The following is a 25895-nucleotide window of genomic DNA, read 5'->3' on the forward strand; positions in this document are numbered from 1 at the left end:
ATGCCGAAGCGCAACGACATCAAGAGCGTCCTCATCATCGGCGCCGGCCCGATCATCATCGGCCAGGCCTGCGAGTTCGACTACTCCGGCGTGCAGGCCTGCAAGGCCCTGCGCGAGGAGGGCTACAAGGTCATCCTGATCAACAGCAACCCCGCGACGATCATGACGGACCCGGCCACGGCCGACGTCACCTACATCGAGCCGATCACCTGGAAGACGGTCGAGAAGATCATCGCCAAGGAAAAGCCCGACGCGATCCTGCCCACCATGGGCGGCCAGACGGCGCTCAATTGCGCGTTGGACCTGTGGCACAACGGCGTGCTGGACAAGCACAAGGTCGAACTGATCGGCGCCACGCCGCAGGCGATCGACAAGGCCGAGGACCGCCTGAAGTTCAAGGAAGCGATGACGAAGATCGGCCTGGGCTCGGCGCGCTCGGGCATCGCGCATTCGCTGGACGAGGCGTGGGCCGTGCAGAAGACCGTCGGCTTCCCGGTGGTGATCCGCCCCAGCTTCACGCTGGGCGGCACGGGCGGCGGGATCGCCTACAACCCCGAGGAGTTCGAGGCGATCTGCAAGCGCGGCCTGGAAGCGTCGCCCACGAGCGAGCTGCTGATCGAGGAGTCGCTGCTCGGCTGGAAGGAATACGAGATGGAAGTGGTCCGCGACAAGGCGGACAACTGCATCATCGTCTGCTCCATCGAGAACCTGGACCCGATGGGCGTGCACACCGGCGACTCCATCACCGTCGCGCCGGCGCAGACGCTCACGGACAAGGAATACCAGATCATGCGCGACGCGTCGATCGCGGTGCTGCGCGAGATCGGCGTGGACACCGGCGGCTCGAACGTGCAGTTCGCGATCAACCCGAAGGACGGGCGCATGATCGTGATCGAGATGAACCCGCGCGTGTCGCGGTCGTCGGCGCTGGCCTCCAAGGCCACGGGCTTCCCGATCGCCAAGGTTGCCGCCAAGCTGGCCGTGGGCTACACGCTCGACGAGCTGCGCAACGAGATCACCGGCGGCGCCACGCCCGCGAGCTTCGAGCCGACGATCGACTACGTCGTCACCAAGGTGCCGCGCTTCGCCTTCGAGAAGTTCCCCATGGCCGATTCGCGCCTGACGACGCAGATGAAGTCGGTGGGCGAGGTGATGGCCATCGGCCGCACCTTCCAGGAGTCGTTCCAGAAAGCCCTGCGCGGCCTCGAGGTCGGCGTGGACGGCATGAACGAGAAGACCAAGGACCGCGAGGTGCTCAAGAAGGAGCTGGGCGAGCCCGGCCCCGAGCGCATCTGGTACGTGGGTGACGCGTTCGCGTCGGGCTGGTCGCTCGACGAGGTCCACGACCTGACGAAGATCGACAAGTGGTTCCTGGTGCAGATCGAGGAGATCGTGCAGATCGAGCTGGAGCTGGAGAAGACGCAGTTCGACAAGGTCGACGCGGCCACGCTGCGCATGCTCAAGCGCAAGGGCTTCTCCGACCGGCGCCTCGCCAAGCTGCTCCACACCACCGACAAGGTGGTGCGCGACAAGCGCCGCGCGCTGGGCATCCGTCCCGTCTACAAGCGCGTGGACACCTGCGCCGCGGAGTTCGCGACCAACACGGCCTATATGTACTCGACCTACGAGGACGAGTGCGAGGCCGAACCCACGGACAAGAAGAAGATCATGGTGCTCGGCGGCGGGCCCAACCGCATCGGCCAGGGCATCGAGTTCGACTACTGCTGCGTGCACGCGGCCCTCGCCATGCGCGAGGACGGGTACGAGACCATCATGGTCAACTGCAACCCGGAGACCGTGTCGACCGACTACGACACCAGCGACCGCCTGTACTTCGAGCCGCTCACGCTCGAGGACGTGCTGGAAATCGTCGACAAGGAAAAGCCGCTGGGCGTGATCGTGCAGTACGGCGGCCAGACGCCGCTGAAGCTCGCGCTGGGCCTGGAAAAGGAAGGCGTCCCCATCATCGGCACCTCGCCCGACATGATCGACGCCGCGGAAGACCGCGAACGCTTCCAGAAGCTGCTGCACCAGTTGAACCTGAAGCAGCCGCCCAATGCCACCGCGCGCACGGAAGCCGAGGCGCTGGAGAAGGCCGCGGCGCTGGGCTATCCGCTCGTGGTGCGTCCCAGCTACGTGCTGGGGGGCCGGGCGATGGAAATCGTGCACGAGCAGCGCGACCTGGAGCGCTACATGCGCGAGGCCGTGAAGGTCTCCAACGATTCGCCCGTGCTGCTGGACCGCTTCCTCAACGACGCGATCGAGTGCGACGTGGACTGCCTGTCCGACGGCCAGCGCACCTTCATCGGCGGCGTGATGGAGCACATCGAGCAGGCCGGCGTGCACTCGGGCGATTCCGCGTGCTCGCTGCCGCCGTATTCGCTGGCGAAGGCGACCATCGACGAGCTGAAGAAGCAGACCGCGGCGATGGCCAAGGCGCTGAACGTCGTCGGCCTCATGAACGTGCAGTTCGCCATCCAGGAGCAGGACGGCAAGGACGTCATCTACGTGCTGGAAGTGAATCCGCGCGCCTCGCGCACGGTGCCCTTCGTCAGCAAGGCCACCGGCATCCAGCTGGCGAAGGTCGCGGCGCGCTGCATGGTCGGCCAGACGCTGGAGCAGCAGGGCATCCGCGAGGAAGTCACGCCGCCTTACTTCAGCGTGAAGGAGGCCGTGTTCCCCTTCGTCAAGTTCCCGGGCGTGGACACCATCCTGGGCCCGGAGATGAAGTCCACGGGCGAGGTGATGGGCGTGGGCAAGAGCTTCGGCGAGGCCTTCATCAAGAGCCAGCTCGGCGCGGGCACCAAGCTGCCGCGCAGCGCGGACCCGGTGAAGAAGGTCTTCCTTACCGTGAAGGACGGCGACAAGCCGCGCGCGATCGAGATCGCGCGCCAGTTGCACGCGCAGGGCTTCGAGATCGCCGGCACCAAGGGCACCGCGGTCGCCATCAACGCCGCCGGCATCCCCTGCGAGTCCGTCAACAAGGTGGCCGAAGGGCGGCCGCACGTGGTCGACATGATCAAGAACGGCGAGATCTGCATGGTGATCAACACCGTGGAGGAGCGCCGCAATGCCATCGCCGACTCGCGGGCGATCCGCACGTCGGCCTTGCAGGCGCGCGTGACGACGTTCACGACGATCGCCGGCGCCGAGGCGGCCGTCGAAGGCATGAAGTACGTCGACGACCTGGAGGTGTACTCCGTGCAGGAGCTGCACGCGCAGCTCGCTTGAGGCGCATGCGGGACCGGATCGTCGAGATCGGCGCGCGCGACTGGCACGCGCCCGGCAGCGATCCGGCCTGGATCGCCGCCGTCGAGGACGGCAAGGTCCTGTACTTCCCGCAGCTGGCGTTCGCGCTGTCGGGCGGGGAAACGGCCTTGCTCAAGCCTGACTTGCTGGCCCCGGGCGTGCGCAACATCAGCTGGGACGCGCAGCGCGGGCTCAAGGGCGCCGCGGGCGAGGGCCCGGTGCAAGAGCAGGTCACGGCGCTCGTCTCGCGCTTTGCGGCGCAGGCGACGGCGCTGGTGAATGCCCTGTTCCCCGCATATGCGCAGCACCTGCGGCCGGCCCCGACGAGCCTGCGCCCGACTTCAGTTTCCAACCGCCAGCAGTCCGTGCGCGCCGACGACCGGCGGCTGCACGTCGATGCCTTCCCTTCGCGCCCCAACCGCGGCGAGCGCATCCTGCGCGTGTTTGCCAACATCAACCCGCACGGCGAGGCGCGGGTGTGGCGGGTGGGTGAGCCGTTCGGCGACGTGGCACGGCAGTTCGTCCCCCGCGCCAAGCCTTATTCGGCCTGGCAGGCGAAGGCGCTCAACACCCTGGGCGTGACGAAATCCCTGCGCAGCGAGTACGACCACCTGATGCTGCAGATCCACGACCGGATGAAGGCCGACGAGGCCTACCAGCGCGATTGCCCCCAGCTGAGGTTCGAGTTTCCGCCCGGTTCGGCCTGGGTCTGCTTTTCCGACCAGACGGTGCATGCGGCCATGTCGGGGCAGTACATGATGGAGCAGACGTTCCACCTGCCGGTCGGCAAGCAATACAATCCGGATGCGAGCCCGCTGGCCATCCTTGGCCGGCTGGCCGGGCACCCGATCACCTAGGCGCCCGCCCCAGGAACGACAGACGCCGGACGAGACAGTCCGGCGTTTCTTTTGAGAACCCCCGGAACAGCAAGATGGCCACCATACCGATCACCAAGCGCGGCGCCGAAATGCTGAAGGCCGAGCTTCATCGCCTCAAGACGGTGGACCGCCGCGCCGTCATCAACGCGATCGCCGAGGCGCGCTCGCACGGCGACCTCTCCGAGAACGCCGAGTACGACGCCGCCAAGGACCGCCAGGCCTTCATCGAAGGCCGCATCCGCGAGCTGGAAGGCAAGCTGGCCGCCGCGCAGGTCATCGACCCTTCGACGCTGGACGCCCACGGCAAGGTGGTGTTCGGCGCCACCGTGGAACTCGAGGAAGAAGCCAGCGGCGAGCAGGTCAAGTACCAGATCGTCGGCGAGGACGAAGCCGACCTGAAGCACGGCCTGATCAACGTCTCCAGCCCGATCGCGCGCGCGCTGATCGGCAAGGAGGAGGGCGACACCGCCGAGGTGCAGACGCCCGGCGGCGTCAAGCGCTACGAGATCGTGGCCGTGCACTACCTCTGATGCACTGGAAAGCACGCGTCCCGCTGCTCGCGGCGGCGCTGTGGTGGGGCAGCCTCACCGCCGTCGGGTTCATCGCCGTCCCCATCCTCTTCTCGCACTTCCCGGCCGCGACGGCGGGCCAGGCCGCGGCGCGCCTGTTCACCGGCCAGGCCTGGACTTCGATCGCCTGCGGCCTGGTGGTCCTCATGGGCGCGCGCGGCGACGAAGGCACGGCCAGCATGGACTGGGCCCGCGGCGCCATCGGCTTCGTGCTGGTAGGCCTGCTGCTCGCGATCCTGGGCGAATTCGCCATCGCGCCGCGCATCGTGGCGCGGCAGGACCTGGCGTTCTGGCACACGGCGGGAACCGCCGCCTATGGCCTGCAGTGGGTGTGCGCGGCCGCGGTCTTCTGGAAGCTCAGCGCGCGGTCCGCTTGACCGACTTCTGCTTGGGCTTGGCCTTCTTGACCTTGCCGCCGGGCGTGAGGCGCTGATTACCCAGGACGCGCACGTGCTTCACCTCGGGGCGCTGGCCGCCGCGCGAGCTGTACTTGAGCACCTTGTACTCTTTCGGGCCCGGCTTGCGGTCCTCGTCGGCTTCGCGCTCCTTCTTCGGCTTGGGGCGCCAGAACACCAGGAGCTTGCCGATGTGCTGGATCTGCGCGGCGCGCAGGTCGTCGGCGATCTCGCCGTACATGCGCTCGCGCTCCAGGCGGTCGTCGCCTTGCACGCGCACCTTGACCAGGCCGTGGGCCTTGAGCGCCGCGTCGATCTCCTTCTTGACCGCCGGTGTCAGCCCGTCGTTGCCGACCATGACGACCGGGTCGAGGTGATGCGCGTCGGCGCGGTGGACCTTGCGGTCCTGGATGGAGAGCTCGATTCGGGACATCTCCGTATTATCGGGTTTGCATGAAAGTCAAAACCAAGAGCAAGAAGGTCAACAAGGCGTGGTTGAACGACCACGTGAACGACCCCTATGTGAAGCTGGCGCAGAAGGACGGCTACCGCGCGCGCGCCGCCTACAAACTCAAGGAGATCGACGAGGCGCTCAAGCTGATCAAGCCGGGCGACTTGGTCGTCGACCTGGGCTCGGCCCCGGGCGCGTGGAGCCAGTACGTGCGCCGCAAGCTGTCGCCCCAGGGCGCGGCCGCCGGCGAGCTGAACGGGCGCATCGTCGCGCTGGACATCCTGCCCATGGAGCCGGTGGAGGGCGTCACCTTCCTGCAGGGCGATTTCCGCGAGCCGGAGATGCTGGCCAAGCTGGACGCGCTGGTGGGCGGCAAGCCCGTCGACGTCGTGATCTCGGACATGGCGCCCAACCTGTCGGGCATCGAGTCGGCGGATGCCGCGCGCATCGCCCACCTCGTCGAGCTGGCCGTGGAGTTTTCGCGTTCGCACCTCAAGCCCGACGGGGCCCTGGTGGCCAAGCTGTTCCACGGCAGCGGCTACAGCCAGCTGGTGAAGCTGTTCAAGGAAACCTTCCGCACGGTCAAGCCCGTGAAGCCCAAGGCGTCTCGGGACAAGTCGTCCGAGACCTTTCTTGTAGGAATCGGGCTCAAATAGGCGGGAAGCGGTCCTTTCACGAGGCTTTCTCCCCCGCTGACGCCGCTCAATGGCCCGCCTAGCCAAAATGCATCAGCCCGGCACTTGAAACCCCTAGAATGGGTGTCAAGTGGGGGTCAAGGCCCCCTTCCCAGCCTCGGAGACAGGTTTGAACAATCAGTGGTTTTCGAAGATTGCCGTGTGGCTGGTGATTGCACTCGTGCTTTTCACCGTCTTCAAGCAATTCGACACGCGCGGCGCCGCCGGCGCCCAGGTCGTCGGTTACTCCGACTTCCTCGAGCAGGTCCGCAACCGTCAGGTCAAGCAGGCCGTCATCCAGGAGGGCCAGGCGGGCAGCACCGAGATCGTCGCGGTCACCACCGATGACCGCAAGGTGCGCACCACCGCGACCTACCTCGACAAGGGCCTCATCGGCGACCTGATCAACAACGGCGTCAAGTTCGACGTCAAGCCGCGCGAGGAGGGCTCCCTTCTCATGACGCTGCTCGTGAGCTGGGGCCCCATGCTCCTGCTGATCGGCGTGTGGATCTACTTCATGCGCCAGATGCAGGGCGGCGGCAAGGGCGGCGCCTTCTCGTTCGGCAAGAGCAAGGCGCGCATGCTCGACGAGAACAACAACACCGTCACCTTTGCCGATGTTGCGGGTTGCGACGAGGCGAAGGAAGAGGTGAAGGAAGTCGTGGACTTCCTGAAGGACCCGCAGAAATTCCAGAAGCTGGGCGGGCGCATCCCGCGCGGCCTGCTGCTGGTCGGCCCCCCGGGCACCGGCAAGACGCTGCTCGCCAAGGGCATCGCCGGCGAGGCCAAGGTGCCGTTCTTCTCGATCTCCGGTTCGGATTTCGTCGAGATGTTCGTCGGCGTGGGCGCGGCCCGCGTGCGCGACATGTTCGAGAACGCCAAGAAGAACGCGCCCTGCATCATCTTCATCGATGAAATCGACGCGGTCGGGCGCCAGCGCGGCGCGGGCCTGGGCGGCGGCAACGACGAACGCGAGCAGACCCTCAACCAGATGCTGGTCGAGATGGACGGCTTCGAGACCAACCTTGGCGTCATCGTCGTGGCTGCGACGAACCGCCCCGACATCCTGGACGCCGCGCTGCTGCGCCCCGGCCGCTTCGACCGCCAGGTCTACGTGACGCTGCCCGACATCCGCGGCCGCGAGCAGATCCTGAACGTCCACATGCGCAAGGTGCCGATTGGCCAGGACGTCAACGCCGGCGTCATCGCCCGCGGCACGCCGGGCATGTCGGGCGCCGACCTCGCGAACCTGTGCAACGAAGCCGCGCTGATGGCCGCCCGCCGCAACGCGCGCGTGGTCGAGATGCAGGACTTCGAGAAGGCCAAGGACAAGATCATCATGGGCCCGGAACGCAAGTCCATGGTCATGCCCGAGGAAGAGCGCCGCAACACGGCCTACCACGAGGCCGGCCACGCGCTCATCGGCAAGATGCTCCCCAAGTGCGACCCGGTGCACAAGGTCACCATCATCCCGCGCGGCCGCGCGCTGGGCGTGACCATGAGCCTGCCCGAGAGGGACCGCTACAGCTTCGACCGCGAGTACATGCTCAACCAGATCGCCATGCTGTTCGGCGGGCGCATCGCGGAAGAAGTGTTCATGAACCAGATGACCACCGGCGCCTCGAACGACTTCGAGCGCGCCACGCACCTGGCCCGCGACATGGTGATGCGCTACGGCATGAGCGACGCGCTCGGCCCGATGGTGTATGCGGAGAACGAGGGCGAGGTCTTCCTGGGTCGCTCGGTCACCAAGACCACCAACATCTCCGAATCGACCATGCAGAAGGTCGACCAGGAAGTGCGGCGCATCATCGACGAGCAGTACGCGCTGGCGCGCAAGCTGATCGAGGACAACAGCGACAAGATGCACGCCATGGCGAAGGCGCTGCTCGAGTGGGAAACCATCGACAGCGACCAGCTCGACGACATCATGGCCGGCCGCGAGCCGCGCCCGCCGAAGGACTTCTCGCCGCGCACGCCCGGCTCGCCCGGCGGCGGCAGCGCGGTGGGGGCCGACAACCCCGCGCCCAGCGCCGCCTGAGGCGATAGTCTGGAAGAGTAAAAAGGGACCCCGGGGTCCCTTTTGCTTTTGCGCTTGCAGCACAATTGCCTCATGCATTGGCAGACCACGCGCTACCGCATCGACCTCGCGAAGCCCAAGGTGATGGGCATCGTGAACGTCACGCCCGACTCGTTTTCCGACGGCGGGCACTACGCCAGCACCCGCGCGGCGCTGGCGCACTGCGAGGCGCTGCTCGTCCAGGGGGCGCACATCCTCGACATCGGCGGCGAGTCGAGCCGGCCCGGCACCCCGCCGGTCCCGCTGGAAGAGGAGAGGGCGCGCGTGATGCCCGTGCTGCGCGAGGCGGTCACGTTGGGCGTTCCGGTCTCCGTGGACACCTACAAGCCCGAGATCATGCGCGAGGCGCTGGACCTGGGCGCGGACGTCATCAACGACATCTGGGGCCTGCGGCGCGCCGGCGCCGTGGAAGCCGTCGCGGCCCACCCCGATTGCGGCGTGTGCGTGATGCACATGCACGGCGAGCCGCAGACCATGCAGCGCGAGCCCATGGAAGGCGACGCGGTGCCGCAGGTGCGGCGCTTCCTCGAAGAGCGCAGCGAGGTGCTGCGCGCGCGCGGCATCGTCGCCTCGCGCATCGCGTGGGACCCGGGCATCGGCTTCGGCAAGACGGTGGAGCAGAATTTCGCGTTGCTGGCGCGCCAGCGCGAGCTGCACGACGCGCACCATCCGCTGGTGATCGGCTGGTCGCGAAAGTCTTCATTGGGCGCGGCCACCGGCCTGCCCGTGAACGAGCGCGTGGCGCCCAGCGTCGCGGCGGCGCTGCTCGCGGTGGAGCGCGGCGCCCACGTGGTGCGCGTGCATGATGTGAAGGAAACGCTGGCGGCGTTGAAGGTTCGCGCTGCGATGCTGGCTGCCGGCGAGGAGTCCAAGGAATGAGCAGGAAATATTTCGGGACCGACGGCATCCGCGGCACCGTCGGGCAGGCGCCGATCACGCCGGACTTCGTGCTGCGCCTGGCGCATGCGGTAGGCCGCGTGCTCAAGCGGCGCGAGCAGCGCCCAACGGTGCTGATCGGCAAGGACACGCGCATCTCCGGCTACATGCTGGAAAGCGCGCTGGAGTCGGGCTTCAACTCGGCCGGGGTGGACGTCGTGCTGCTCGGCCCGCTGCCCACGCCGGGCGTCGCCTACCTCACGCGCGCGCAGCGCGCGAGCCTGGGCGTCGTCATCAGCGCCAGCCACAACGCCTACCCCGACAACGGCATCAAGTTCTTCAGCGCCCAGGGCACGAAGCTGCCCGACGAATGGGAAGCGGCGGTCGAGGCCGCGCTGGAAGAGCCGCCGCAATGGGCCGACTCCGCGACCCTGGGCAAGGCCAAGCGCCTGGACGACGCGGCGGGGCGCTACATCGAGTTCTGCAAGAGCACGTTCGCCAGCGACCTCTCGCTGCGCGGCCTGGCCATCGTGGTCGATGCCGCGAACGGCGCGGCGTACCACATCGCCCCCAAGGTCTTCCACGAGCTGGGCGCCGAGGTCTCGTGCATCGGCTGCGCGCCCGACGGCCTGAACATCAACGACCGCGTCGGCGCGACGCACCCGGATGCACTCGTGGCGGCGGTGAAGGCGCAAGGCGCAAGCTTTGGCATCGCCCTCGATGGCGACGCCGACCGCCTGCAGGTCGTGGACGGCTCGGGGCGCCTGTACAACGGCGACGAGCTGCTCTACGTGATGACCATGGACCGCCTCGCGAATGGCGAGAAGGTGCCCGGCGTCGTCGGCACGCTGATGACCAACATGGCGATCGAGGTGGCACTGAAGGCGCGCGGCGTCGACGTCGTGCGCGCGAAGGTCGGCGACCGCTACGTGCTCGAGGAGCTGGAGCAGCGCGGCTGGCTCCTGGGCGGCGAAGGATCGGGCCACCTGCTGGCGCTGGACAAGCACACCACCGGCGACGGCCTCATCAGCGCGCTGCAGGTGCTCATGGCGATCGCGCGCAGCGGCAAGCAGCTCTCGGAGCTGCTGGAGGGCGTGGCGCTCTTTCCGCAGACGCTGATCAACGTGAAGCTGGAGCCCGGCCAGGACTGGAAAAAGAACCAGGTGCTGGCCGGCGAAATCCGCAAGGCCGAGGGCGAACTCGCTTCCGCGGGCCGCGTGCTCATCCGCCCGAGCGGCACCGAGCCGCTGCTGCGCGTGATGGTCGAGGCGCGCGATGCCCACGTCGCGAAGAAGGTCGCAGAGCGGCTGGCGGGCGCTGTCAAGGCCGGCTGAGCCGGATCGCGCCGGAACCGGTGTGGAAGTGCAACTTTCGTTGCTTCCGCGCCGCGCGCTGAACGCCGTGTAACCCCTCGTCGCGCCTAGGCGACAGGGCGGCTTGCGTGGCTGTGCAGAAACGCACGCGCCGCGCTACATTGAAGCTCATGGATAAGGCAAAACACCTCGTCGCCGCGGCCGTGTTGGCTGCATCGGCCGGGCTTGCCCACGCCCAGGGATTCACCGCCGATTACGACCTGTCGCGGCACTGGTTCGGGCAGGTCGGCCTGTCGCAGGCGCCGCTGAACGCGCTCACGCCGGGCAGCAACGACGTCCTCAACGTCGGCGGCGGCTACCGCTTCAACGACGGCCAGTCGCTGTCGCTGCAGGTGAGCCGCGCGCGCGGGCCGCTGCCGCGCCTGGGGCTCGCCGTCAGCTACGACTGGCCGCGCTACTTCGTGCGCTTCACGTACGACCAGGGCCTGACGCTCACGCCCACGGAAAACCTGCGGTTCTCCGCGGGCTTCCGCTTCTAGCTTCCGTCACTGCACCTTGATCGACGCGACCGCGGGGTCGTCGTCGGGATAGCGCAGGTCCAGCGACTTCAGCGCGGCGCGCAGCGCGGTCGCGATCATCAGGTTGCGGTGTGTCTTCGAGTCCGCGGGGACGACGATCCACGGCGCCCACGGCGTCGCGGTGGCGCGGATCGCGCGCTCGTACGCGCGCTGGAAATCGTCCCAGTGCTTGCGGTCGTCCAGGTCGGCTCGCTGGAATTTCCAGCGCTTGGCCGGGTCGTCGATCCGTTCCTGCAGCCGCTGGCGCTGCTCGTCCTTCGAGATGTGCAGCATGAACTTCAGGATCACCGTGCGGTGCTCGGCGAGCAGGCGCTCGAAGTCGTTGATCTGCGCGAAGCGGCGTTTCGCCTCGGCCTTGTCGATGTCGCCGTGCACGACGGGCACGAGCACGTCCTCGTAGTGGCTGCGGTTGAAGACCACGAATTCCCCCGCCGACGGTACCTGCCAGTGGATCCGCCACAGGAAGTCGTGGGCACGTTCGGACTCGCTGGGGGCCCGCCATGCGACGGTACGGACGCCCAGCGGGCTCATGCGGCCGAAGACGGCCCGCAAGGTGCCGTCCTTGCCGCTCGTGTCCGTTCCCTGCAGCACCACGAGCAGGCGGTAACGCCGGTCGGCGTAGAACAGGTTCTGCAGCTCGTCCAGTTCCAGCGCCAGCGCGTCGACCCGTTCCTTGTCCTGCTTCTTGCTGCCGCCGGAGAAGGGCTTGGCCGCGGGGTCGATCGCCGCCAGCGACACCTTGGCATCCTCGCCCGCGAAGCGGTAGGGCAGCCACGGGTCTTTCGAAGTGCGCGACATGCCCGCATTGTCGCGCCGCGATGCGTTTCCCGGCGGGGCTTATTCGAGGCACACTGGGAGCCTGCCCGGGCGGCAGCCGCAGTGTCACGAAACCGTCATCGCGCAGCTCGACACTGCCATGAGCCGGAAACCACCGACCCATGCCCGCCGTCATGACGCCCGCGGCACCCGCCGAGGGTATGCAGCTTCTCGACCGTGACCACAGCATCCTCGCTTTCAACGAGCGGGTGCTCGACTGGGCGCATCGCGCCGACGTGCCCCTGCTCGAGCGGCTGCGCTACCTGTGCATCGTGTCGTCGAACCTGGACGAGTTCTTCGAGGTGCGCGCCGCGCCGCACCTGGCCGCCTCGAAGGTCGGCGACATCAAGGGCGAATACACCGTCCACAGCTTCGACGCGCTCGCGCGTGCGGCGCACGCACTGGTGGAGCGCCAGTACGCGCTCTACAACGACGAGCTCATGCCGGCGTTCGCCAAGCAGGGCATCGAGATCGTCTCGCACGGCGATCGCACGCCCGCGCAGCGCACGTGGGTGCACGAGTATTTCGAGGAGGAGGTCCGGCCGCTGCTGATCCCGGTGGGCCTGGACCCGGCGCATCCCTTCCCGCAGGTCGCCAACAAGTCGCTCAACTTCATCGTGCGCCTGGGCGGCAAGGACGCCTTCGGCCGCGAAAACGAGATCGCCATCGTCAAGGTGCCGCGCGTGCTGCCGCGGCTGATCCGCATGCCCGACAAGGTGTCGGACGGCAAGACGCTCTTCGTGTCGCTGTCGAGCGTCATCCGCGCGCACCTCGAAAGCCTCTTCCCGGGGCGCGAGGTCGGGCAGTTCTCGCAGTTCCGCGTCACGCGCCATTCGGACATGGCGGTGGACGAGGACGACGTGAAGGACCTGCGCACCGCGCTGCGGCTGGGCCTGCAGCAGCGGCACTACGGGCAGGCGGTGCGGCTGGAGGTGTCGGCTGGGGCATCCGAATTCCTGTCCAACTTCCTGCTGCAGCAGTTCGTGTTGCCGGAGCCCGCGCTGTACCGCGTGCACGGGCCGGTGAACCTGGTGCGCCTCGCGCAGCTGATCGACCTGGTCGAGAAGCCCAAGCTCCTGTTCCCGCCGTACAAGCCCTCCTACCCGACGCAGCTGTTGCCGGGCCGCTCGATCTTCGACCAGCTGAAGAAGCGCGACGTGCTGGTCCACCACCCCTTCGAAAGCTTCGAGGGCGTGCTGGCCTTCATGCGCGAGGCGGTGCAGGACCCGAAGGTGCTCGCGATCAGGCAGACCATCTACCGCACCGGCGCCGATTCCGAGCTCATGGAACTGCTGGAGGAGGCGGTGCACCGCGGCAAGGAGGTGACCGCGGTGGTGGAGCTGAAGGCGCGCTTCGACGAGGAGGCCAACATCAACTGGGCCGAACGCCTCGAGGCGATCGGCGCGCAGGTGGTCTACGGCGTGGTCGGGCTGAAGACGCACGCCAAGATGCTGCTGGTGACGCGACGCGAGGGCCGCAGCCTGGTGCGTTACGCGCACCTGTCCACGGGCAACTACAACCCGCGCACGGCGCGCGCCTACACCGACATCGGGTTCTTCACGGGCGATGCGCAACTCACCGCGGACGTCGACGCCGTCTTCGTGCACCTGGCCAGCCACAGCCGCCTGCCGCGCCTGAACCAGGTGTGGCTGGCGCCTTTCCACCTGCACCGCAAGTTGATCGACCGCATCGACGCGCTGGCCGAGGGCTCGGCCGCCGGCAAGCGGGCGCGCATCGTGCTCAAGCTCAACGCGCTCACCGACGTGCCGCTCATCCAGGCGCTGGTGCGCGCGGGCCGCAAAGGCGTGCAGATAGACCTCATCGTGCGCGGCGCGTGCATGCTGCCGGCGCGCGTGCCCGGCGAAACCGACAACATCCGCGTTCGCTCCATCATCGGCCGCTTCCTCGAGCACTCGCGCATCTTCTACTTCCGGCTCGACGACGACGAGCAGCTGTTCCTGTCCAGCGCCGACTGGATGAATCGCAACATGCTGCGCCGGGTCGAGCTGGCCTGGCCCATCCAGGACCCCAAGCTGCGCCAGCGCCTCATCGATGAATGCCTGGTGGCCTACCTGCACGACGACCGCGACGCGTGGGACCTGATGCCCGACGGCCGCTACAAGCGCGTGAAGGGCGCGGGCGAGCCCAAGGGCCATGGCGCGCAGGCCGCGCTGATGGCCCGCTACGCGGCGCAGCCGGGCGAATCGGAAGGAGGGCTGTGACATGGACCTGATCCTGTGGCGCCACGCCGAGGCCGAGGACGAGGCGCCGGGCGGCGACGACCTGCAGCGCGCGCTGACGCCGCGCGGCGAGAAGCAGGCAGCGCGCGTGGCAGCCTGGCTGGACCGCCAGCTCACCGACGGCGTCAAGATCCTGTGCAGCCCCGCGCTGCGCTGCGAGCAGACCGTGGCGCCCCTGGGGCGCAAGTACAAGGTGCATTCCGAGCTCGCGCCGGGCACGTCGCCCAAGGCGATCCTCGAAGCAGCGGGATGGCCCGACGCGAAGCAGCCGGTGCTGGTCGTGGGTCACCAGCCGGTGCTGGGCGAAGTCGCCGCGCTGCTTCTCGAAGCCAGGGGCGGCTTTGCCATCCGCAAGGGCGCGGTGTGGTGGTTCCGCTCGCGCGACCGTGGCGGCGAGGACCAGAACGTGCTGGTCGCCGCGATCTCGCCCGATACCGTCTAGCTCATTCCGCGCTGAAAGCCCACGGCGTCTTCTGCCACGCCGTCACTTCCTCGCGCAGCAGGTAGGCCGACTGCGGGTAGTTGCGAGCCCAGCCGGCGGGCAGCTTCAGCGCGATCTTCTTGCCGCTGGCCGCCAGCTGTAGCCCGCCCGCATCCGGGTCGCGGCGCGCGTGGCACAGGATCACCGCCAGCCGCAGGCAGAGCAGCTGGTGCACGAACAGCGCATCGGTGAAATCGACGTCGACCAGCTTGCGCAGCTTGCCGCGGTGCCCCAGCACCAGCAGGCCGAGGTGGTGCAGCTCCGGCACGGCGAAGCCCGGTGCGTCGGTGTTGTCGAGGATGTACGCGCCGTGCTTGTGGTAGTCGCTGTGCGAGACGGCGTTGCCGATCTCGTGCAGGCGCGCGGCCCAGCCGAGCTTGCGTTCGTGCCGCGCCAGTTCCTCCGCGTCGTCGCCGGTGCGCAGCTGGCGCAGCAGGGCGCACGCCGTGCGCGCCACGCGCGTGGCCTGCGCGGCGTCGGCCTCGAACTTGGCGCACAGGCGGCTTACGGTGGCCGAGCGCACGTCGGTGTCCACCTTCTCGCGGTCCAGCATGTCATACAGCACGCCGTGGCGCAGCGCGCCTTGCGCCGCCTGCATGCTCTCGATCTCCAGAAGGTCGAACACGGCGCGCAGCACCGCGACGCCGCCGCCGATCACCGGGCGCCGGTCGTCCTTGAGGCCGGCCAGCCGCAGCTTGTCGACATGGGCGCCGGCCACCAGCGCATCGCGCAGCCAGTCGAGGTCCTCGCGCGTGACGGTGCCGGCCGTGCCGCCGGCGGCCGCGACGATGTCGGCCACTGCGCCTATCGTGCCCGCCGAGCCGTACGCGACGTCCCAGCGTGACGGCGCATACGAGAGTGCGGCTTCCTCGAGGATGGCCTGTGCGGCAACCTCGGCCGCATCGAAAGCTTCCTCGGTCAAGTGCCCTTGCGGAAAGTAGCGCATGGACCACGCGACGCTGCCGACGCGGTAGCTCTCCATGGTGCCGGCTTCGTAGCCGTGGCCCAGGATGATTTCGGTGGAGCGCCCGCCGATGTCGACGACGACGCGGCGCTCGTCCGATTGCGGCAGGAGGTGGGCGACGCCCTGGTAGATCAGGCGCGCTTCCTCGCGGCCGGGGATGACGTCGATGGGGAAGCCCAGCACGCGGTGCGCCTGCGCCAGGAACTCCTCGCGGTTGCGCGCTTCGCGCAGCGTCTGCGTGGCCACTGCGCGCACCTGCGACTTGCGGAAACCCGCCAGCCGCTCGCCGAAACGCGCCAGGCAGTCCCAGCCGCGCTGCATCGCTTCCCGGGTGAGGTTGCGCGAGGAGTCGAGGCCGTTGCCCTGGCGCACCGTCTCCTTGATGTACTCGGTGCGCCGCACCTGGCCATGTTCGAGCCGGCCGATCTCCAGGCGAAAGCTGTTGGAGCCGAGGTCGACGGCGGCGAGCAGGGTTCCGTTTTGCATCGCGATGGAAGAGGGCGCGGCCAGCATAGCACCGGGTCCACGAGCGCAGGGCGCGCGAGCGGCGTGCTTGTCACGGGCATGTCACAAAAGCTTCCTACAGTCGCGTCAACATGATGTCCCGCATCCATCCCTTCGTCCTCGTCGGCGCCGCCGCACTCGTCTTCGGGGGCCTGGCCCGCGCGCAGGAAGTCACCGGCGCCGGCGCCAGCTTCCCGGCCCCGCTCTACGCCAAGTGGGCCTCCGACTATCACAAGGCGACAGGCGTGAAGGTGAACTACCAATCGGTGGGGTCGGGCGCCGGGATCAAGCAGGTCGATGCGAAAACGGTGGACTTCGGTGCGTCGGACATGCCGCTGAAGGACGAGGAGCTGGCCGCCAAAGGCCAGGTGCAGTTCCCGATGGTCATCGGCGGTGTCGTACCGGTAGTGAACGTCCACGGCATCGCCCCCGGCCAGCTGCGCCTGAACGGCCAGGTGCTGGGCGACATCTACCTGGGCAAGATCACGAAGTGGAACGACGCCGCGATCAAGGCGTTGAACCCGTCGCTGAACCTGCCCGACGCCGCCATCGCGCCGGTGCGCCGTGCCGACGGTTCGGGCACCACGTTCATCTTCACCAACTACCTGTCCAAGGTGAACACCGAGTGGAAGGCCAAGGTCGGCGAAGGTACGGCCGTCAACTGGCCCACGGGCGCGGGCGGCAAGGGCAACGAGGGCGTGGCCGCTTTCGTGGGCCGCCTGCCCAACGCCATCGGCTACGTGGAGTACGCGTACGTCAAGCAGAACAAGATGACCTACGCCCTGATGCAGAACGCGGCCGGCCAGTTCGTCGGCCCGGACGACTCGGCCTTCAAGGCCGCCGCCGCCGGCGCGGAGTGGAGCAAGAGCTTCTACCAGATCCTCACCAACCAGCCGGGCGCGCAGTCTTGGCCCATCACCGGCGCCACCTTCATCCTGATGCACAAGGTGCAGGACAAGCCCGCGCAGGCCGCGCAGGTCCTGAAGTTCTTCGAGTGGGCCTACAAGGGCGGCGACAGGACCGCCGACGACCTCGACTACGTGCCCATGCCCGCGAGCGTGAAGGCGCAGGTCGAGAAGCTCTGGACGACCGAGATCAAGGACGCTTCGGGCAAGGGCATCCACGCGGCCGCGAAATGACGATGACGGGTACCGTCCCGGCCGGCGTGGCGGGCACCGCGCCGCCCGCACCCGCGGCGCCGCGCCGCACCGTCTCGATGCCGCTGGCGGACCCGCTGTTCGCCTGGGCTGCGCGGGCCGCCGCGGTCCTCACGCTGGCCCTGCTGGCCGGCATCCTGATGTCCCTGCTGGCCGGCGCCTGGCCGGCCATCGAGCGCTACGGCCTCGGTTTCCTCACCAGCACCACCTGGGACCCCGTCGGCAACGAATACGGCGGGCTGGTGATGATCTACGGCACGCTGGCCTCGTCGCTGATCGCGCTGGTGATCGCCGTGCCAGTGAGCTTCGGCATCGCGGTGTTCCTGACCGAGCTGTCGCCCTCGTGGCTGAAGCGCCCGCTGGGGACGGCGATCGAATTGCTGGCCGCCGTGCCGTCCATCGTGTACGGCATGTGGGGCCTGCTGGTGTTCGGGCCCATCCTCGCCACCTACGTGCAGCAGCCGCTGCAGTCGCTGCTGGCCGGCGTGCCCTATCTCGGCGCGCTGGTGTCGGGCCCGCCGGTGGGCATCGGCCTGCTGTCGGCGGGGATCATCCTCGCCATCATGATCATCCCCTTCATCGCGGCCGTGATGCGCGACGTGTTCGAAGTCACGCCGGCCCTGCTGAAGGAATCGGCCTACGGCCTCGGCTCGACGACCTGGGAAGTGGTCTCGCGCGTCGTGCTGCCCTACACGAAGGCGGGCGTCATCGGCGGCATCATGCTGGGCCTGGGCCGCGCGCTCGGCGAGACGATGGCCGTGACGTTCGTCATCGGCAACTTCAACCAGCTCGATTCGCTGTCGCTCTTCCAGCCCGCCAACAGCATCACCTCGGCGCTGGCCAATGAATTCGCCGAAGCGGCGAGCGGCCTGCACCAGGCGGCGCTGATCTACCTCGGGCTGGTCCTGTTCCTCATCACTTTCGTGGTGCTGGCGCTGTCCAAGCTGCTGCTGGCGCGCATGCGCCGGGCGGAAGGGCTGCGTTCATGAACACGGGGGCGAGGCTTCTCGCCGCCGCCGACCTGGCGGGCGAGCGCGAGCGCAAGTACGCCATCCGCAAGCGCGTCAACAAGGTCGCGCTGGCCCTGTCATTGGCCGCCATGGCCTTCGGCGTGTTCTGGCTGGTGTGGATCCTGTGGGAGACGCTGCGCCTGGGCCTGGGCGGCCTCACCTGGACGGCGCTCACGCAGATGACGCCGCCGCCCAACGAGGAGGGCGGCATCGCCAACGCGCTGTGGGGCTCGGCCCTGATGGTGTCGCTCGCGACCTTCATCGGCGCGCCCATCGGCGTGATGGCCGGCATCTACCTGGCCGAATACGACGCCAAGGGGCCGCTCGGCTCGGTCACGCGCTTCGTCAACGACATCCTGCTGTCGGCCCCGTCCATCGTCATCGGCCTGTTCGTCTACGCGGTGCTGGTGTCGCGCTTCAAGCATTTCTCGGGCTGGGCGGGCGTCGCCGCGCTGGCGCTGATCGTCATCCCGGTCGTCATCCGCACGACGGAAAACATGCTGCAGCTGGTGCCCGCCGGCTTGCGCGAAGCGGCCTACGCTCTGGGCGCACCCAAGTGGAAGGTCATCACGAGCATCACGCTGCGCGCGGCGCGGGCGGGGGTCGTGACCGGCATCCTGCTGGCCGTGGCGCGCATCGCGGGCGAGACCGCGCCGCTGCTCTTCACCGCGCTGAACAACCAGTTCTTCACCTCCAGCCTGTCCGAGCCCATGGCCAGCCTGCCGGTGACCATCTTCAAGTTCGCCATGAGCCCGTACGAGAACTGGCAGAGGCTCGCCTGGGCGGGCGTCTTCGTCATCACGCTCGCCGTGCTCGGCCTCAACATCCTCGCGCGCGTGGTCACGCGCAGCAAACACTGATCCCATGGAACCCACACCGGCCAAGATCTCGGTCCGCAACCTGGACTTCTACTATGGGCGCTTCCACGCGCTCAAGCGCATCAACCTCGAAATCCCCGAGAAGAAGGTCACGGCCTTCATCGGGCCCTCGGGCTGCGGCAAGTCGACGCTGCTGCGCACCTTCAACCGCATGTACTCGCTGTACCCGGAGCAGCGTGCCGAAGGCGAGGTGGTGCTGGACGGCGAGAACCTCGTCACGTCGAAGAAGGACGTGGCGCTGATCCGCGCCAAGGTCGGCATGGTGTTCCAGAAGCCCACGCCGTTCCCGATGTCCATCTACGACAACATCGCCTTCGGCGTGCGCCTGTTCGAAGACCTCTCGTCTTCCAACATGGACGACCGCGTCGAATGGGCGCTGCGCAAGGCGGCCCTGTGGGGCGAGGTGAAGGACAAGCTGCAGCAGTCCGGCTCGGGCCTGTCGGGCGGCCAGCAGCAGCGGCTGTGCATCGCACGCGGCATCGCCATCAAGCCGGAGGTGCTGCTGCTCGACGAGCCGTGCTCGGCGCTGGACCCGATCTCCACCGGCAAGATCGAAGAGCTGATCGCCGAGCTGAAGAACGACTACACGGTGGTGATTGTCACGCACAACATGCAGCAGGCCGCGCGCTGCAGCGACTACACGGCCTACATGTACCTGGGCGACCTGATCGAGGTGGGCGAGACCGAGCAGATCTTCTTCAAGCCCAAGCGCCAGGAGACCGAGGACTACATCACCGGGAGGTTCGGGTAACCGAAGGGAACATCGCCATGTCCGACAAGCACCTTTCAACGCAGTTCGACACCGAGCTCAACGCCGTCTCCTCGCGCGTGATGGAGCTGGGGGGCCTCGTCGAGTCGCAGATCCGCCAGGCGATCTACGCCCTGTCGCAGTACAGCACCGAAGCGGCGGCGCAGGTGATGGAGATCGAGCAGCGCGTGAACGCGATGGAAGTGGAGATCGACCGCGAGCTCTCGTCCATCATCGCCCGGCGCCAGCCGACTGCGCGCGACCTGCGCCTGCTCATCGCCATCTCCAAGACCACGGCCAACCTCGAGCGCGTGGGCGACGAGGCGGCGAAGATCGCCCGCATGGTCAAGTCGATCGTCGAGAAGAACGCCGGCGCGGCGCGCACGCTGCCGGCTTCCGAGCTGAAGGTCGAGGCCGAACTGGCCTCGGGCCAGCTGCGCAAGGCGCTGGACGCCTTCGCCCGCCTGGACGTGCAGGCGGCCCTGGCGATCCTGAAGGAAGACGACCTGATCGACCAGGAATTCGACGGCTTCGTGCGCAAGCTCATCACCTACATGATGGAAGACCCGCGCACGATCTCGCCCAGCCTGGACCTGCTGTTCCTGGCCAAGGCCATCGAGCGCATCGGCGACCACGCCAAGAACATCGCCGAATTCATCATCTACGTCGTCAAGGGCGCCGACGTGCGCCATACTTCGCTCGCACAGGTCGAATCCGCGGTTCAATGAAACAGCAGCCCCGCATCCTGATCGTCGAGGACGAGCCTTCGATCGCGGAACTCATCGCCGTCAACCTGCGCCACAACGGCTTCCAGCCGGTGTGGGCCGAGGACGGCATCGCCGCCCAGCGCGAGCTCGAGGCGGTCCTGCCCGATGCGATCCTGCTGGACTGGATGCTGCCCGGCCAGCCGGGCATCGAGCTGGCGCGCAAGTGGCGTCGCGAATCGCGCACCAAGGCCGTCCCGATCCTGATGCTGACGGCGCGCGGCGACGAGCCGGACAAGGTGGCCGGCCTGGACGCCGGCGCCGACGACTACATCACCAAGCCCTTCTCGACGCAGGAGATGCTGGCGCGCATCCGCGCCGTGCTGCGCCGCCGCTCGCCGGAGAACGTGCACGACACGGTGACCATCGGCAGCCTGTCGCTCGACGCGTCCACGCACCGCGCGGCCTGGCAGGGCGAGCCCGTCAAGCTCGGCCCGACCGAGTTCAAGCTGTTGCACTACCTCATGAAGCACCCCGAGCGGGTCCACAGCCGGGGGCAATTGCTCGACAAGGTCTGGGGCGACCATGTGTTCATCGAGGAACGCACGGTGGACGTCCACATCAAGCGCTTGCGCGAGTCGCTCGGCGACGGCGGCCAGATGATCGAAACCGTGCGCGGGGCGGGCTACCGCCTCTCCGCGCAGGCCTGAAGCGCACCTGATAACCTGCCGGGATGGACCTTGCGGTGTGGCTTCTCGGCGCGCTGGCCCTCGTGCTGGGGGTGCGGTGGGCGCTGGAGCACGCCCGTGCGCGCCGCGTGCTGCAGTCGCTGCGCCAGGGCGCGCCCGTGGCCCTGCCGGCGCGGGTCGGCGGCAACTGGGGCGAGGCCGCGCAGCGCATCGCCAAGCTGCTGCGCGAGCGCGACGAGCGCCTGAGGGAAAGCCAGGCGCGGCTCGAGGAGTTCCTGGTCGCCCTGGAGAACTCGCCCAACGGCGTGGTGCTGCTGGACGAGAACGGCCGCATCGAGTGGTGCAACCAGACGGCGGCCTCGCACTTCGGCTTCGATGCCGCGCGCGACCGGTTGCAGTACATCGGCAACCTCGTGCGCGACCCGGTGTTCGCCGCCTACATGGCCTCGTGGAACTACACGCGCGACGTGGTGCTGGCGACGCCCGTCGCGGGCTCGGCGCCGCGCAAGCTGTCGGTGCAGGCGCATCCCTATGCGGGCAGCCGCCGCTTGATCCTGAGCCGCGACGTCACGGCGATGGAGCAGGCCGAAGCAATGCGGCGCGACTTCGTCGCCAACGTGTCGCACGAGATCCGCACGCCGCTCACGGTGCTGGCCGGTTTCGTCGAGACGCTGCAGACGCTGCCGCTCGACGCCGACGAGCGCTCGCGCTACCTCGCCATGATGTCGCAGCAGGCGCAGCGCATGCAGACGCTGGTGAACGACCTGCTGACGCTGTCGAAGCTGGAAGGCAGCCCGCCGCCGGGCATGGGCGACTGGCTGCCGGTGGGCACGCTTCTGGCGCAATCGGAGCAGGAGGCAAGGTCGCTGTCCGGCGTGCTGTCGCCCGGCCGGCCGCACGAATTCCTGTTCCACCCGGTGCCCGCGATCGACGTCTCGGGGTCGTTGAGCGAACTGCAAAGCGCGATGTCGAACCTGCTTTCCAACGCCGTGCGCTACACGCCGGGCGGCGGGCGCATCGAGGTGCGCTGGCAGCCGCTGGACGGCGGCCGCGCGGAGTTCTCGGTGAAGGACAGCGGCCCCGGCATCGCGGCCGAACACATCGCGCGCCTGACCGAACGCTTCTACCGCGTCGACCGCAGCCGCTCGCGCGAGACCGGCGGCACGGGGCTGGGCCTGGCCATCGTCAAGCACGTGGTGCAGCGCCATGGGGCGGAGCTGAAGATCGACAGCGCACCGGGTTCGGGTTCGACGTTCGCGATCGTCCTGCCCGCTTCGCGGGTGCGCCCCGCGGTCAGCCCGGGTATGAGCGAACGGCCCGCCACAGAATCGCAGCCAGGATAGGCGGCACCATCAGCAGCGCCAGCGCGGCGGCGACCCAGAACGCTGCCGGCGAATTCTGCGCGGCGAAGGGGCCGAGCCCGAGGTACGCCAGCGCGTAGCCGCCCGCCAGCCCCACGCCCCACAGCAGCACGCAATAGGTCACCAGCGGCGCGATGACGACGCGGTAGCAGCGCAGCACGAACACGCACATCGCCTGCGAGGAATCGCCCAGGTGGAACAGCGCCAGCACGGCGAACAGGCCCGAAGCGATCCGTACCACCTCGGGGTTGGGCGAGTAGGCCGAAGCGATCCAGCCGCGCGCGAGGAAGACGGCCGACGCCATGGCGAGGGCCATGCCCAGGGCGATCTTGAAGCCCGTGCGGATCGCTCGGCGCGCCAGCTTCGGGTCGCCTGCGCCCAGCCAGTAGCTCACGCGCGCGCTGGTCGCGATCGACAGCGACAGGGGCACCATGTACATCACCGCGGCGACGTTCGCCGTGACCTGGTGCGCCGCCGACGCGACCGCCCCCTGGCGCGCGATGAAGAGGGCCATCAGCGTGAACGACGTGACTTCCACCATCACCGCCAGGCCGCCGGGCACGCCCAGGCGCGCGAAGGCGCCGATGGTGGGCCAATGCGGCCGCTCCAGCCGCTGCCAGATGGCGTAGGGTTTGTAGAAGTCCTGTGTCTTCACGAGCCACATCGAGACGGCGACCATCAGCCATTGCACGGCCACGGTGGCCCACGCACAGCCCACGGCGCCCATTTCGGGCAGGCCGAGGCCGCCGAAACAGAACCAGATCGTGAGCGGCACCTTGATCACCAGGGACAGCGCCTGCAGCACGGTGACGATGCGCGGGTGGCCCAGGCTCTGGTTCAGCGTGCCGTACAGGCGAAACAGCAGCGACGCGGGCAGCGCGAAGGTGAGCACGCCCAGGTAGCGCAGCACGTCGCCTTCCAGCGTGGCCGGCACTTCCGTCCAGTGCAGGAGCGTGCCGGGAAAGAGCAGGGCCGTGGTCCCCACCACGGTGCCGATGCCCGCGAGGTAGAGCGACTGCCGCACCGACTTGCCGAGCTCGTGGCGCTTCTGCGCGCCGTGCAGCTCCGCCCAGGTGGGCAGCAAGGCTTGCAGCACGCCGATGAGCGCGACGAAGACGGTCACGTACACGGCGGCGCCGACCGACAGGGCCGCCAGCGCGTGTTCCGAGTAGCGGCCCGCGACGATGGTGTCGGTGACGCCGAAAGCCATCACGGCCAGCTGCCCCACCAGCACCGTCGACGCGTGCCGGGCGATCGTCCGCAGCTCGCTCACTTCGCGGCGGCCCTGCGGTACAGCAGCACGTTCTCGTCGCTGTCGGAAGGCCGGCGCACGCTCGCCACGGGCTGCCAGGCCTTCATGTCGAGCGCGAGGTGCGCAGAGGCCTGCATCGGCGCGGACAGAAGCAGCCACGGGCAGGCGCCTTCGTGCGTCGCGTGGCGCAAGTCCATCGCGCCGTGGTACATGAACGCGGTGGCCTGGGCGCGCGACAGGCCCAGCTGCTCGACGCAGCCGGGGCGGTCCATCAGCTTCTGCACGTTGCGCACCAGCGGCACGTAGCTGCGCGCGTAGTCCAGCGCGGGCAGCCACAGCGTCATGAACAGCACCCACAGCAGCGCCGTTCCGGCCGCGGGCAGCACCAGGCTCTTCCAGATCACCGGGCGGTGGCGGCCCGTGCGCCAGCGCACCAGCCAGAACCACGCCAGCGTCGCCGCGATCGCCGCGACCAGGGCGATGAGCGAGAAGGTGGGCACGAAGCCAGGCGCGAGCCTCGCGACGTTCTGCGCCGGCTTGGCCGGGATGCCCGTGTGCAGCGACAGCCACACCACCCACACCGTGATCGCGCAGATGCTGAAGAAGATCAGCGAGAACCAGTCGATCAGGGCCGACACGCTGCGGCTGAGCGTCGGCAGCGAGAACGCCGCGAGCGCGGCCAGCGCCGGCAGCGCCAGCAGCAGCGAGCGGTCCGACGAGGGCGTGAAGACGGTCGTCAGCAGCGACACCACGACGAACCACAACGGCACGGCTACGTGGCGGCTCGTGAGCTGCAGCCGCCAGCGCCACAGCGTCCACAGCGCCAGCGGCCATGCGGGCCACGTGAACCACACCAACAGGCGGCCGAAGCTGCGCCACTCGTGCGGAATGCCGGCAGGGGTCATGCGCCATTGCCACAGGCCCAGCGCGGTCGACACGGCGACGGTGATGGCGATGGCCCCGGCGACGAGCGCTGCACGCACGCCGGGCTCCAGGACCGCCGCCGGGTCCGGGTGCCGGTCAACGAGCACGACGACGATGCCGCCCACGGCGAACAGCACGGCCATGGTCGGCGCGCCGCTCAGCGACAGCGCCACGAGGCCGATGACGAGCCCCGCGGTCGCGCTCCACGGGCGGTAGCGCAGCGCCGCGATGCCGTAGAACGCGGTCGCGGTGAAGGCGAGTTGGGCCAGCGAAGGCGTGGTCTCGTGCGAGAACTGCGCCAGGCCCAGCGTCGCGACCACCGCCAGCAAGCCGCCGTCGGCGACCGCGCGAGCGTAGTCCGTCGGCTTGGCTTCGCCGCCGAAGGCGAAAGGCACGGGCTGGGCCTGAGGGCTGCGCGCGAGGTAGTAGACGCCGTACCACGTGGCCGTGAGCGTCAGCACCAGCAGCGCGATGAAAGGCAGCCGCGCGGCGAAGTCCGGTGCGATCCAGCCCGGCGCGAGGCGCATGGCCCAGGCGCCCAGCCAGTAGGGCAGCAGGGCGTCGAATTCGGGCGCCTGGCCCATCAGCGTGGGCGACAGCCACGACGCCCCGCCGCGGGCCAGCTCGAACATGTAGCCGAAGCCCGTGATGTCCTGGCTCTTCCAGGGCTCGCGGCCGACGAAGCCGGGCAGGACGTAGGCCGTGCAGAAGAGGATCAGGGCCAGCCGGGGCAGGCGGCGCACCGCGTCCTCGGCGACGATGGCGGGGGTGGGCTGGTTCACTCGACGCGCATTATCGGTGCGCAAATGAAAAGGGCAGCCGAAGCTGCCCTTTGCGTGCGCGAAGCGGGTTTACTTCTTCGTGCCGAAGCGGTTGCGGAACTTCTCGACGCGGCCGCCCATGTTGTCCACGGACTTCTGGGTGCCGGTGTAGAAGGGGTGCGACTCGCTGGAGGTGTCCAGCTTGAAGAGCGGCAGCTCGCGGCCGTCGTCCGTCTTGCCCGTTTCCTTGGTCGCGACGCACGAGCGCGTCACGAACTTGAATCCGTTCGAAAGGTCCACGAAGAGCACTTCGCGGTAGTTGGGGTGAATGCCTTCTTTCATG

At 68.4% G+C, this 25895-nt stretch carries 24 protein-coding genes; 18 read left to right on the forward strand and 6 right to left on the reverse strand.

The features are described from left to right. The 4 genes from carB (at position 1) to WG903_RS11905 (ending at position 5073) form a co-directional block, all read left to right on the forward strand. Positions 1-3231, forward strand: coding sequence for a carbamoyl-phosphate synthase large subunit (carB, locus tag WG903_RS11890; protein WP_340075546.1), 3231 nt, complete (start codon positions 1-3; stop codon positions 3229-3231). A gap of 5 nt (positions 3232-3236) precedes the next feature. After that, complete coding sequence (locus WG903_RS11895) at positions 3237-4106, forward strand: Kdo hydroxylase family protein (RefSeq protein ID WP_340075548.1); 870 nt, start codon at positions 3237-3239, stop codon at positions 4104-4106. Positions 4107-4180: 74 nt separating this feature from the next. After that, positions 4181-4657: a transcription elongation factor GreA gene (gene greA / locus WG903_RS11900; protein ID WP_340075550.1), complete on the forward strand. Its 477-nt coding sequence runs from the start codon at positions 4181-4183 to the stop codon at positions 4655-4657. Continuing rightward, positions 4657-5073 (forward strand): DUF4149 domain-containing protein, encoded by a 417-nt coding sequence (locus WG903_RS11905; protein ID WP_340075552.1) that lies wholly within the window; start codon positions 4657-4659, stop codon positions 5071-5073. The genes greA and WG903_RS11905 overlap by 1 nt, the downstream gene beginning before the upstream one ends. Here the strand turns inward: WG903_RS11905 and WG903_RS11910 are convergent. Next, complete coding sequence (locus WG903_RS11910) at positions 5054-5524, reverse strand: YhbY family RNA-binding protein (protein WP_340075554.1); 471 nt, start codon at positions 5522-5524, stop codon at positions 5054-5056. The two genes, WG903_RS11905 and WG903_RS11910, sit on opposite strands and share 20 nt — an antisense overlap. Positions 5525-5544: 20 nt before the next feature. Between WG903_RS11910 and WG903_RS11915 the strand changes: the two genes are divergently transcribed. From WG903_RS11915 to WG903_RS11935, 5 genes are all read left to right on the forward strand, one after another. Continuing rightward, positions 5545-6198: an RlmE family RNA methyltransferase gene (locus WG903_RS11915; RefSeq protein WP_340075556.1), complete on the forward strand. Its 654-nt coding sequence runs from the start codon at positions 5545-5547 to the stop codon at positions 6196-6198. A gap of 148 nt (positions 6199-6346) precedes the next feature. Further along, on the forward strand, positions 6347-8257 hold the full coding sequence (ftsH, locus tag WG903_RS11920; protein WP_340075558.1) for an ATP-dependent zinc metalloprotease FtsH: 1911 nt from the start codon (positions 6347-6349) through the stop codon (positions 8255-8257). A 72-nt stretch (positions 8258-8329) separates the two neighbouring features. Beyond that, entirely contained in the window at positions 8330-9175 is an 846-nt protein-coding gene (gene folP / locus WG903_RS11925; protein WP_340075560.1) for a dihydropteroate synthase, read from the forward strand. After that, positions 9172-10506, forward strand: a complete 1335-nt coding sequence (gene glmM, locus WG903_RS11930; protein WP_340075562.1) for a phosphoglucosamine mutase — start codon at positions 9172-9174, stop codon at positions 10504-10506. Before folP ends, glmM begins: the two co-directional genes overlap by 4 nt. 149 nt (positions 10507-10655) lie before the next feature. Then, positions 10656-11024, forward strand: coding sequence for a hypothetical protein (locus tag WG903_RS11935; RefSeq protein WP_340075564.1), 369 nt, complete (start codon positions 10656-10658; stop codon positions 11022-11024). Positions 11025-11030: 6 nt separating this feature from the next. Here WG903_RS11935 and WG903_RS11940 read toward each other — a convergent pair whose 3' ends face one another. Next, positions 11031-11861, reverse strand: coding sequence for a PPK2 family polyphosphate kinase (locus tag WG903_RS11940; protein ID WP_340075566.1), 831 nt, complete (start codon positions 11859-11861; stop codon positions 11031-11033). A 140-nt stretch (positions 11862-12001) separates the two neighbouring features. Between WG903_RS11940 and ppk1 the strand changes: the two genes are divergently transcribed. Both ppk1 and WG903_RS11950 read left to right on the forward strand, forming a co-directional pair. Next, entirely contained in the window at positions 12002-14101 is a 2100-nt protein-coding gene (ppk1, locus tag WG903_RS11945) for a polyphosphate kinase 1 (RefSeq protein WP_340075568.1), read from the forward strand. Position 14102: 1 nt separating this feature from the next. Next, complete coding sequence (locus tag WG903_RS11950) at positions 14103-14561, forward strand: SixA phosphatase family protein (RefSeq protein WP_340075570.1); 459 nt, start codon at positions 14103-14105, stop codon at positions 14559-14561. 1 nt (position 14562) lies between these two features. On the opposite strand, the gene ppx is transcribed toward WG903_RS11950, so the two are convergent. After that, on the reverse strand, positions 14563-16050 hold the full coding sequence (ppx, locus tag WG903_RS11955; RefSeq protein WP_340075572.1) for an exopolyphosphatase: 1488 nt from the start codon (positions 16048-16050) through the stop codon (positions 14563-14565). 113 nt (positions 16051-16163) lie between these two features. Here ppx and pstS point away from each other — a divergent pair, with 113 nt between their 5' ends. From pstS to phoR, 7 genes are read left to right on the forward strand one after another with little or no spacing between them, the layout of a single operon-like run. Continuing rightward, positions 16164-17207 carry a phosphate ABC transporter substrate-binding protein PstS gene (gene pstS / locus WG903_RS11960; RefSeq protein WP_445263630.1) on the forward strand — a complete coding sequence of 348 codons (1044 nt, stop codon included), beginning with the start codon at positions 16164-16166 and terminating at the stop codon, positions 17205-17207. Positions 17208-17209: 2 nt separating this feature from the next. Further along, on the forward strand, positions 17210-18214 hold the full coding sequence (pstC, locus tag WG903_RS11965; RefSeq protein ID WP_445263597.1) for a phosphate ABC transporter permease subunit PstC: 1005 nt from the start codon (positions 17210-17212) through the stop codon (positions 18212-18214). Then, complete coding sequence (gene pstA, locus WG903_RS11970) at positions 18211-19095, forward strand: phosphate ABC transporter permease PstA (RefSeq protein WP_340075576.1); 885 nt, start codon at positions 18211-18213, stop codon at positions 19093-19095. Before pstC ends, pstA begins: the two co-directional genes overlap by 4 nt. Positions 19096-19099: 4 nt before the next feature. Further along, positions 19100-19864, forward strand: a complete 765-nt coding sequence (gene pstB, locus WG903_RS11975) for a phosphate ABC transporter ATP-binding protein PstB (protein ID WP_340075578.1) — start codon at positions 19100-19102, stop codon at positions 19862-19864. Between the two features lie 17 nt (positions 19865-19881). Then, on the forward strand, positions 19882-20589 hold the full coding sequence (gene phoU, locus WG903_RS11980) for a phosphate signaling complex protein PhoU (RefSeq protein WP_340075580.1): 708 nt from the start codon (positions 19882-19884) through the stop codon (positions 20587-20589). Beyond that, complete coding sequence (phoB, locus tag WG903_RS11985; RefSeq protein WP_340075582.1) at positions 20586-21275, forward strand: phosphate regulon transcriptional regulator PhoB; 690 nt, start codon at positions 20586-20588, stop codon at positions 21273-21275. The genes phoU and phoB overlap by 4 nt, the downstream gene beginning before the upstream one ends. A gap of 23 nt (positions 21276-21298) precedes the next feature. Next, positions 21299-22597 carry a phosphate regulon sensor histidine kinase PhoR gene (gene phoR, locus WG903_RS11990; RefSeq protein ID WP_340075584.1) on the forward strand — a complete coding sequence of 433 codons (1299 nt, stop codon included), beginning with the start codon at positions 21299-21301 and terminating at the stop codon, positions 22595-22597. Here phoR and WG903_RS11995 read toward each other — a convergent pair. The 3 genes from WG903_RS11995 to WG903_RS12005 all read right to left on the reverse strand — a co-directional run bounded on the left by WG903_RS11995 (position 22548) and on the right by WG903_RS12005 (position 25894). Continuing rightward, positions 22548-23888: an MATE family efflux transporter gene (locus tag WG903_RS11995; protein WP_340075587.1), complete on the reverse strand. Its 1341-nt coding sequence runs from the start codon at positions 23886-23888 to the stop codon at positions 22548-22550. The two genes, phoR and WG903_RS11995, sit on opposite strands and share 50 nt — an antisense overlap. Beyond that, positions 23885-25573: a hypothetical protein gene (locus tag WG903_RS12000; RefSeq protein ID WP_340075589.1), complete on the reverse strand. Its 1689-nt coding sequence runs from the start codon at positions 25571-25573 to the stop codon at positions 23885-23887. The genes WG903_RS11995 and WG903_RS12000 overlap by 4 nt, the downstream gene beginning before the upstream one ends. Positions 25574-25642: 69 nt before the next feature. Further along, positions 25643-25894, reverse strand: coding sequence for a type B 50S ribosomal protein L31 (locus WG903_RS12005; protein WP_340075591.1), 252 nt, complete (start codon positions 25892-25894; stop codon positions 25643-25645). Position 25895 lies beyond the last annotated feature (1 nt).

This window comes from Ramlibacter sp. PS4R-6, assembly GCF_037572775.1.
Lineage (GTDB): Bacteria > Pseudomonadota > Gammaproteobacteria > Burkholderiales > Burkholderiaceae_C > Ramlibacter.

Coding starts and splice junctions, on each gene's coding strand:
- carB (WP_340075546.1), top strand. CDS start 1: ATGCCGAAGCGCAACGACATCAAGAGCGTCCTCATCATCGGCGCCGGC.
- WG903_RS11895 (WP_340075548.1), top strand. CDS start 3,237: ATGCGGGACCGGATCGTCGAGATCGGCGCGCGCGACTGGCACGCGCCC.
- greA (WP_340075550.1), top strand. CDS start 4,181: ATGGCCACCATACCGATCACCAAGCGCGGCGCCGAAATGCTGAAGGCC.
- WG903_RS11905 (WP_340075552.1), top strand. CDS start 4,657: ATGCACTGGAAAGCACGCGTCCCGCTGCTCGCGGCGGCGCTGTGGTGG.
- WG903_RS11910 (WP_340075554.1), bottom strand. CDS start 5,524: ATGTCCCGAATCGAGCTCTCCATCCAGGACCGCAAGGTCCACCGCGCC.
- WG903_RS11915 (WP_340075556.1), top strand. CDS start 5,545: ATGAAAGTCAAAACCAAGAGCAAGAAGGTCAACAAGGCGTGGTTGAAC.
- folP (WP_340075560.1), top strand. CDS start 8,330: ATGCATTGGCAGACCACGCGCTACCGCATCGACCTCGCGAAGCCCAAG.
- glmM (WP_340075562.1), top strand. CDS start 9,172: ATGAGCAGGAAATATTTCGGGACCGACGGCATCCGCGGCACCGTCGGG.
- WG903_RS11935 (WP_340075564.1), top strand. CDS start 10,656: ATGGATAAGGCAAAACACCTCGTCGCCGCGGCCGTGTTGGCTGCATCG.
- WG903_RS11940 (WP_340075566.1), bottom strand. CDS start 11,861: ATGTCGCGCACTTCGAAAGACCCGTGGCTGCCCTACCGCTTCGCGGGC.
- ppk1 (WP_340075568.1), top strand. CDS start 12,002: ATGCCCGCCGTCATGACGCCCGCGGCACCCGCCGAGGGTATGCAGCTT.
- WG903_RS11950 (WP_340075570.1), top strand. CDS start 14,103: ATGGACCTGATCCTGTGGCGCCACGCCGAGGCCGAGGACGAGGCGCCG.
- ppx (WP_340075572.1), bottom strand. CDS start 16,050: ATGCAAAACGGAACCCTGCTCGCCGCCGTCGACCTCGGCTCCAACAGC.
- pstS (WP_445263630.1), top strand. CDS start 16,164: ATGTCCCGCATCCATCCCTTCGTCCTCGTCGGCGCCGCCGCACTCGTC.
- pstC (WP_445263597.1), top strand. CDS start 17,210: ATGACGGGTACCGTCCCGGCCGGCGTGGCGGGCACCGCGCCGCCCGCA.
- pstA (WP_340075576.1), top strand. CDS start 18,211: ATGAACACGGGGGCGAGGCTTCTCGCCGCCGCCGACCTGGCGGGCGAG.
- pstB (WP_340075578.1), top strand. CDS start 19,100: ATGGAACCCACACCGGCCAAGATCTCGGTCCGCAACCTGGACTTCTAC.
- phoU (WP_340075580.1), top strand. CDS start 19,882: ATGTCCGACAAGCACCTTTCAACGCAGTTCGACACCGAGCTCAACGCC.
- phoB (WP_340075582.1), top strand. CDS start 20,586: ATGAAACAGCAGCCCCGCATCCTGATCGTCGAGGACGAGCCTTCGATC.
- phoR (WP_340075584.1), top strand. CDS start 21,299: ATGGACCTTGCGGTGTGGCTTCTCGGCGCGCTGGCCCTCGTGCTGGGG.
- WG903_RS12005 (WP_340075591.1), bottom strand. CDS start 25,894: ATGAAAGAAGGCATTCACCCCAACTACCGCGAAGTGCTCTTCGTGGAC.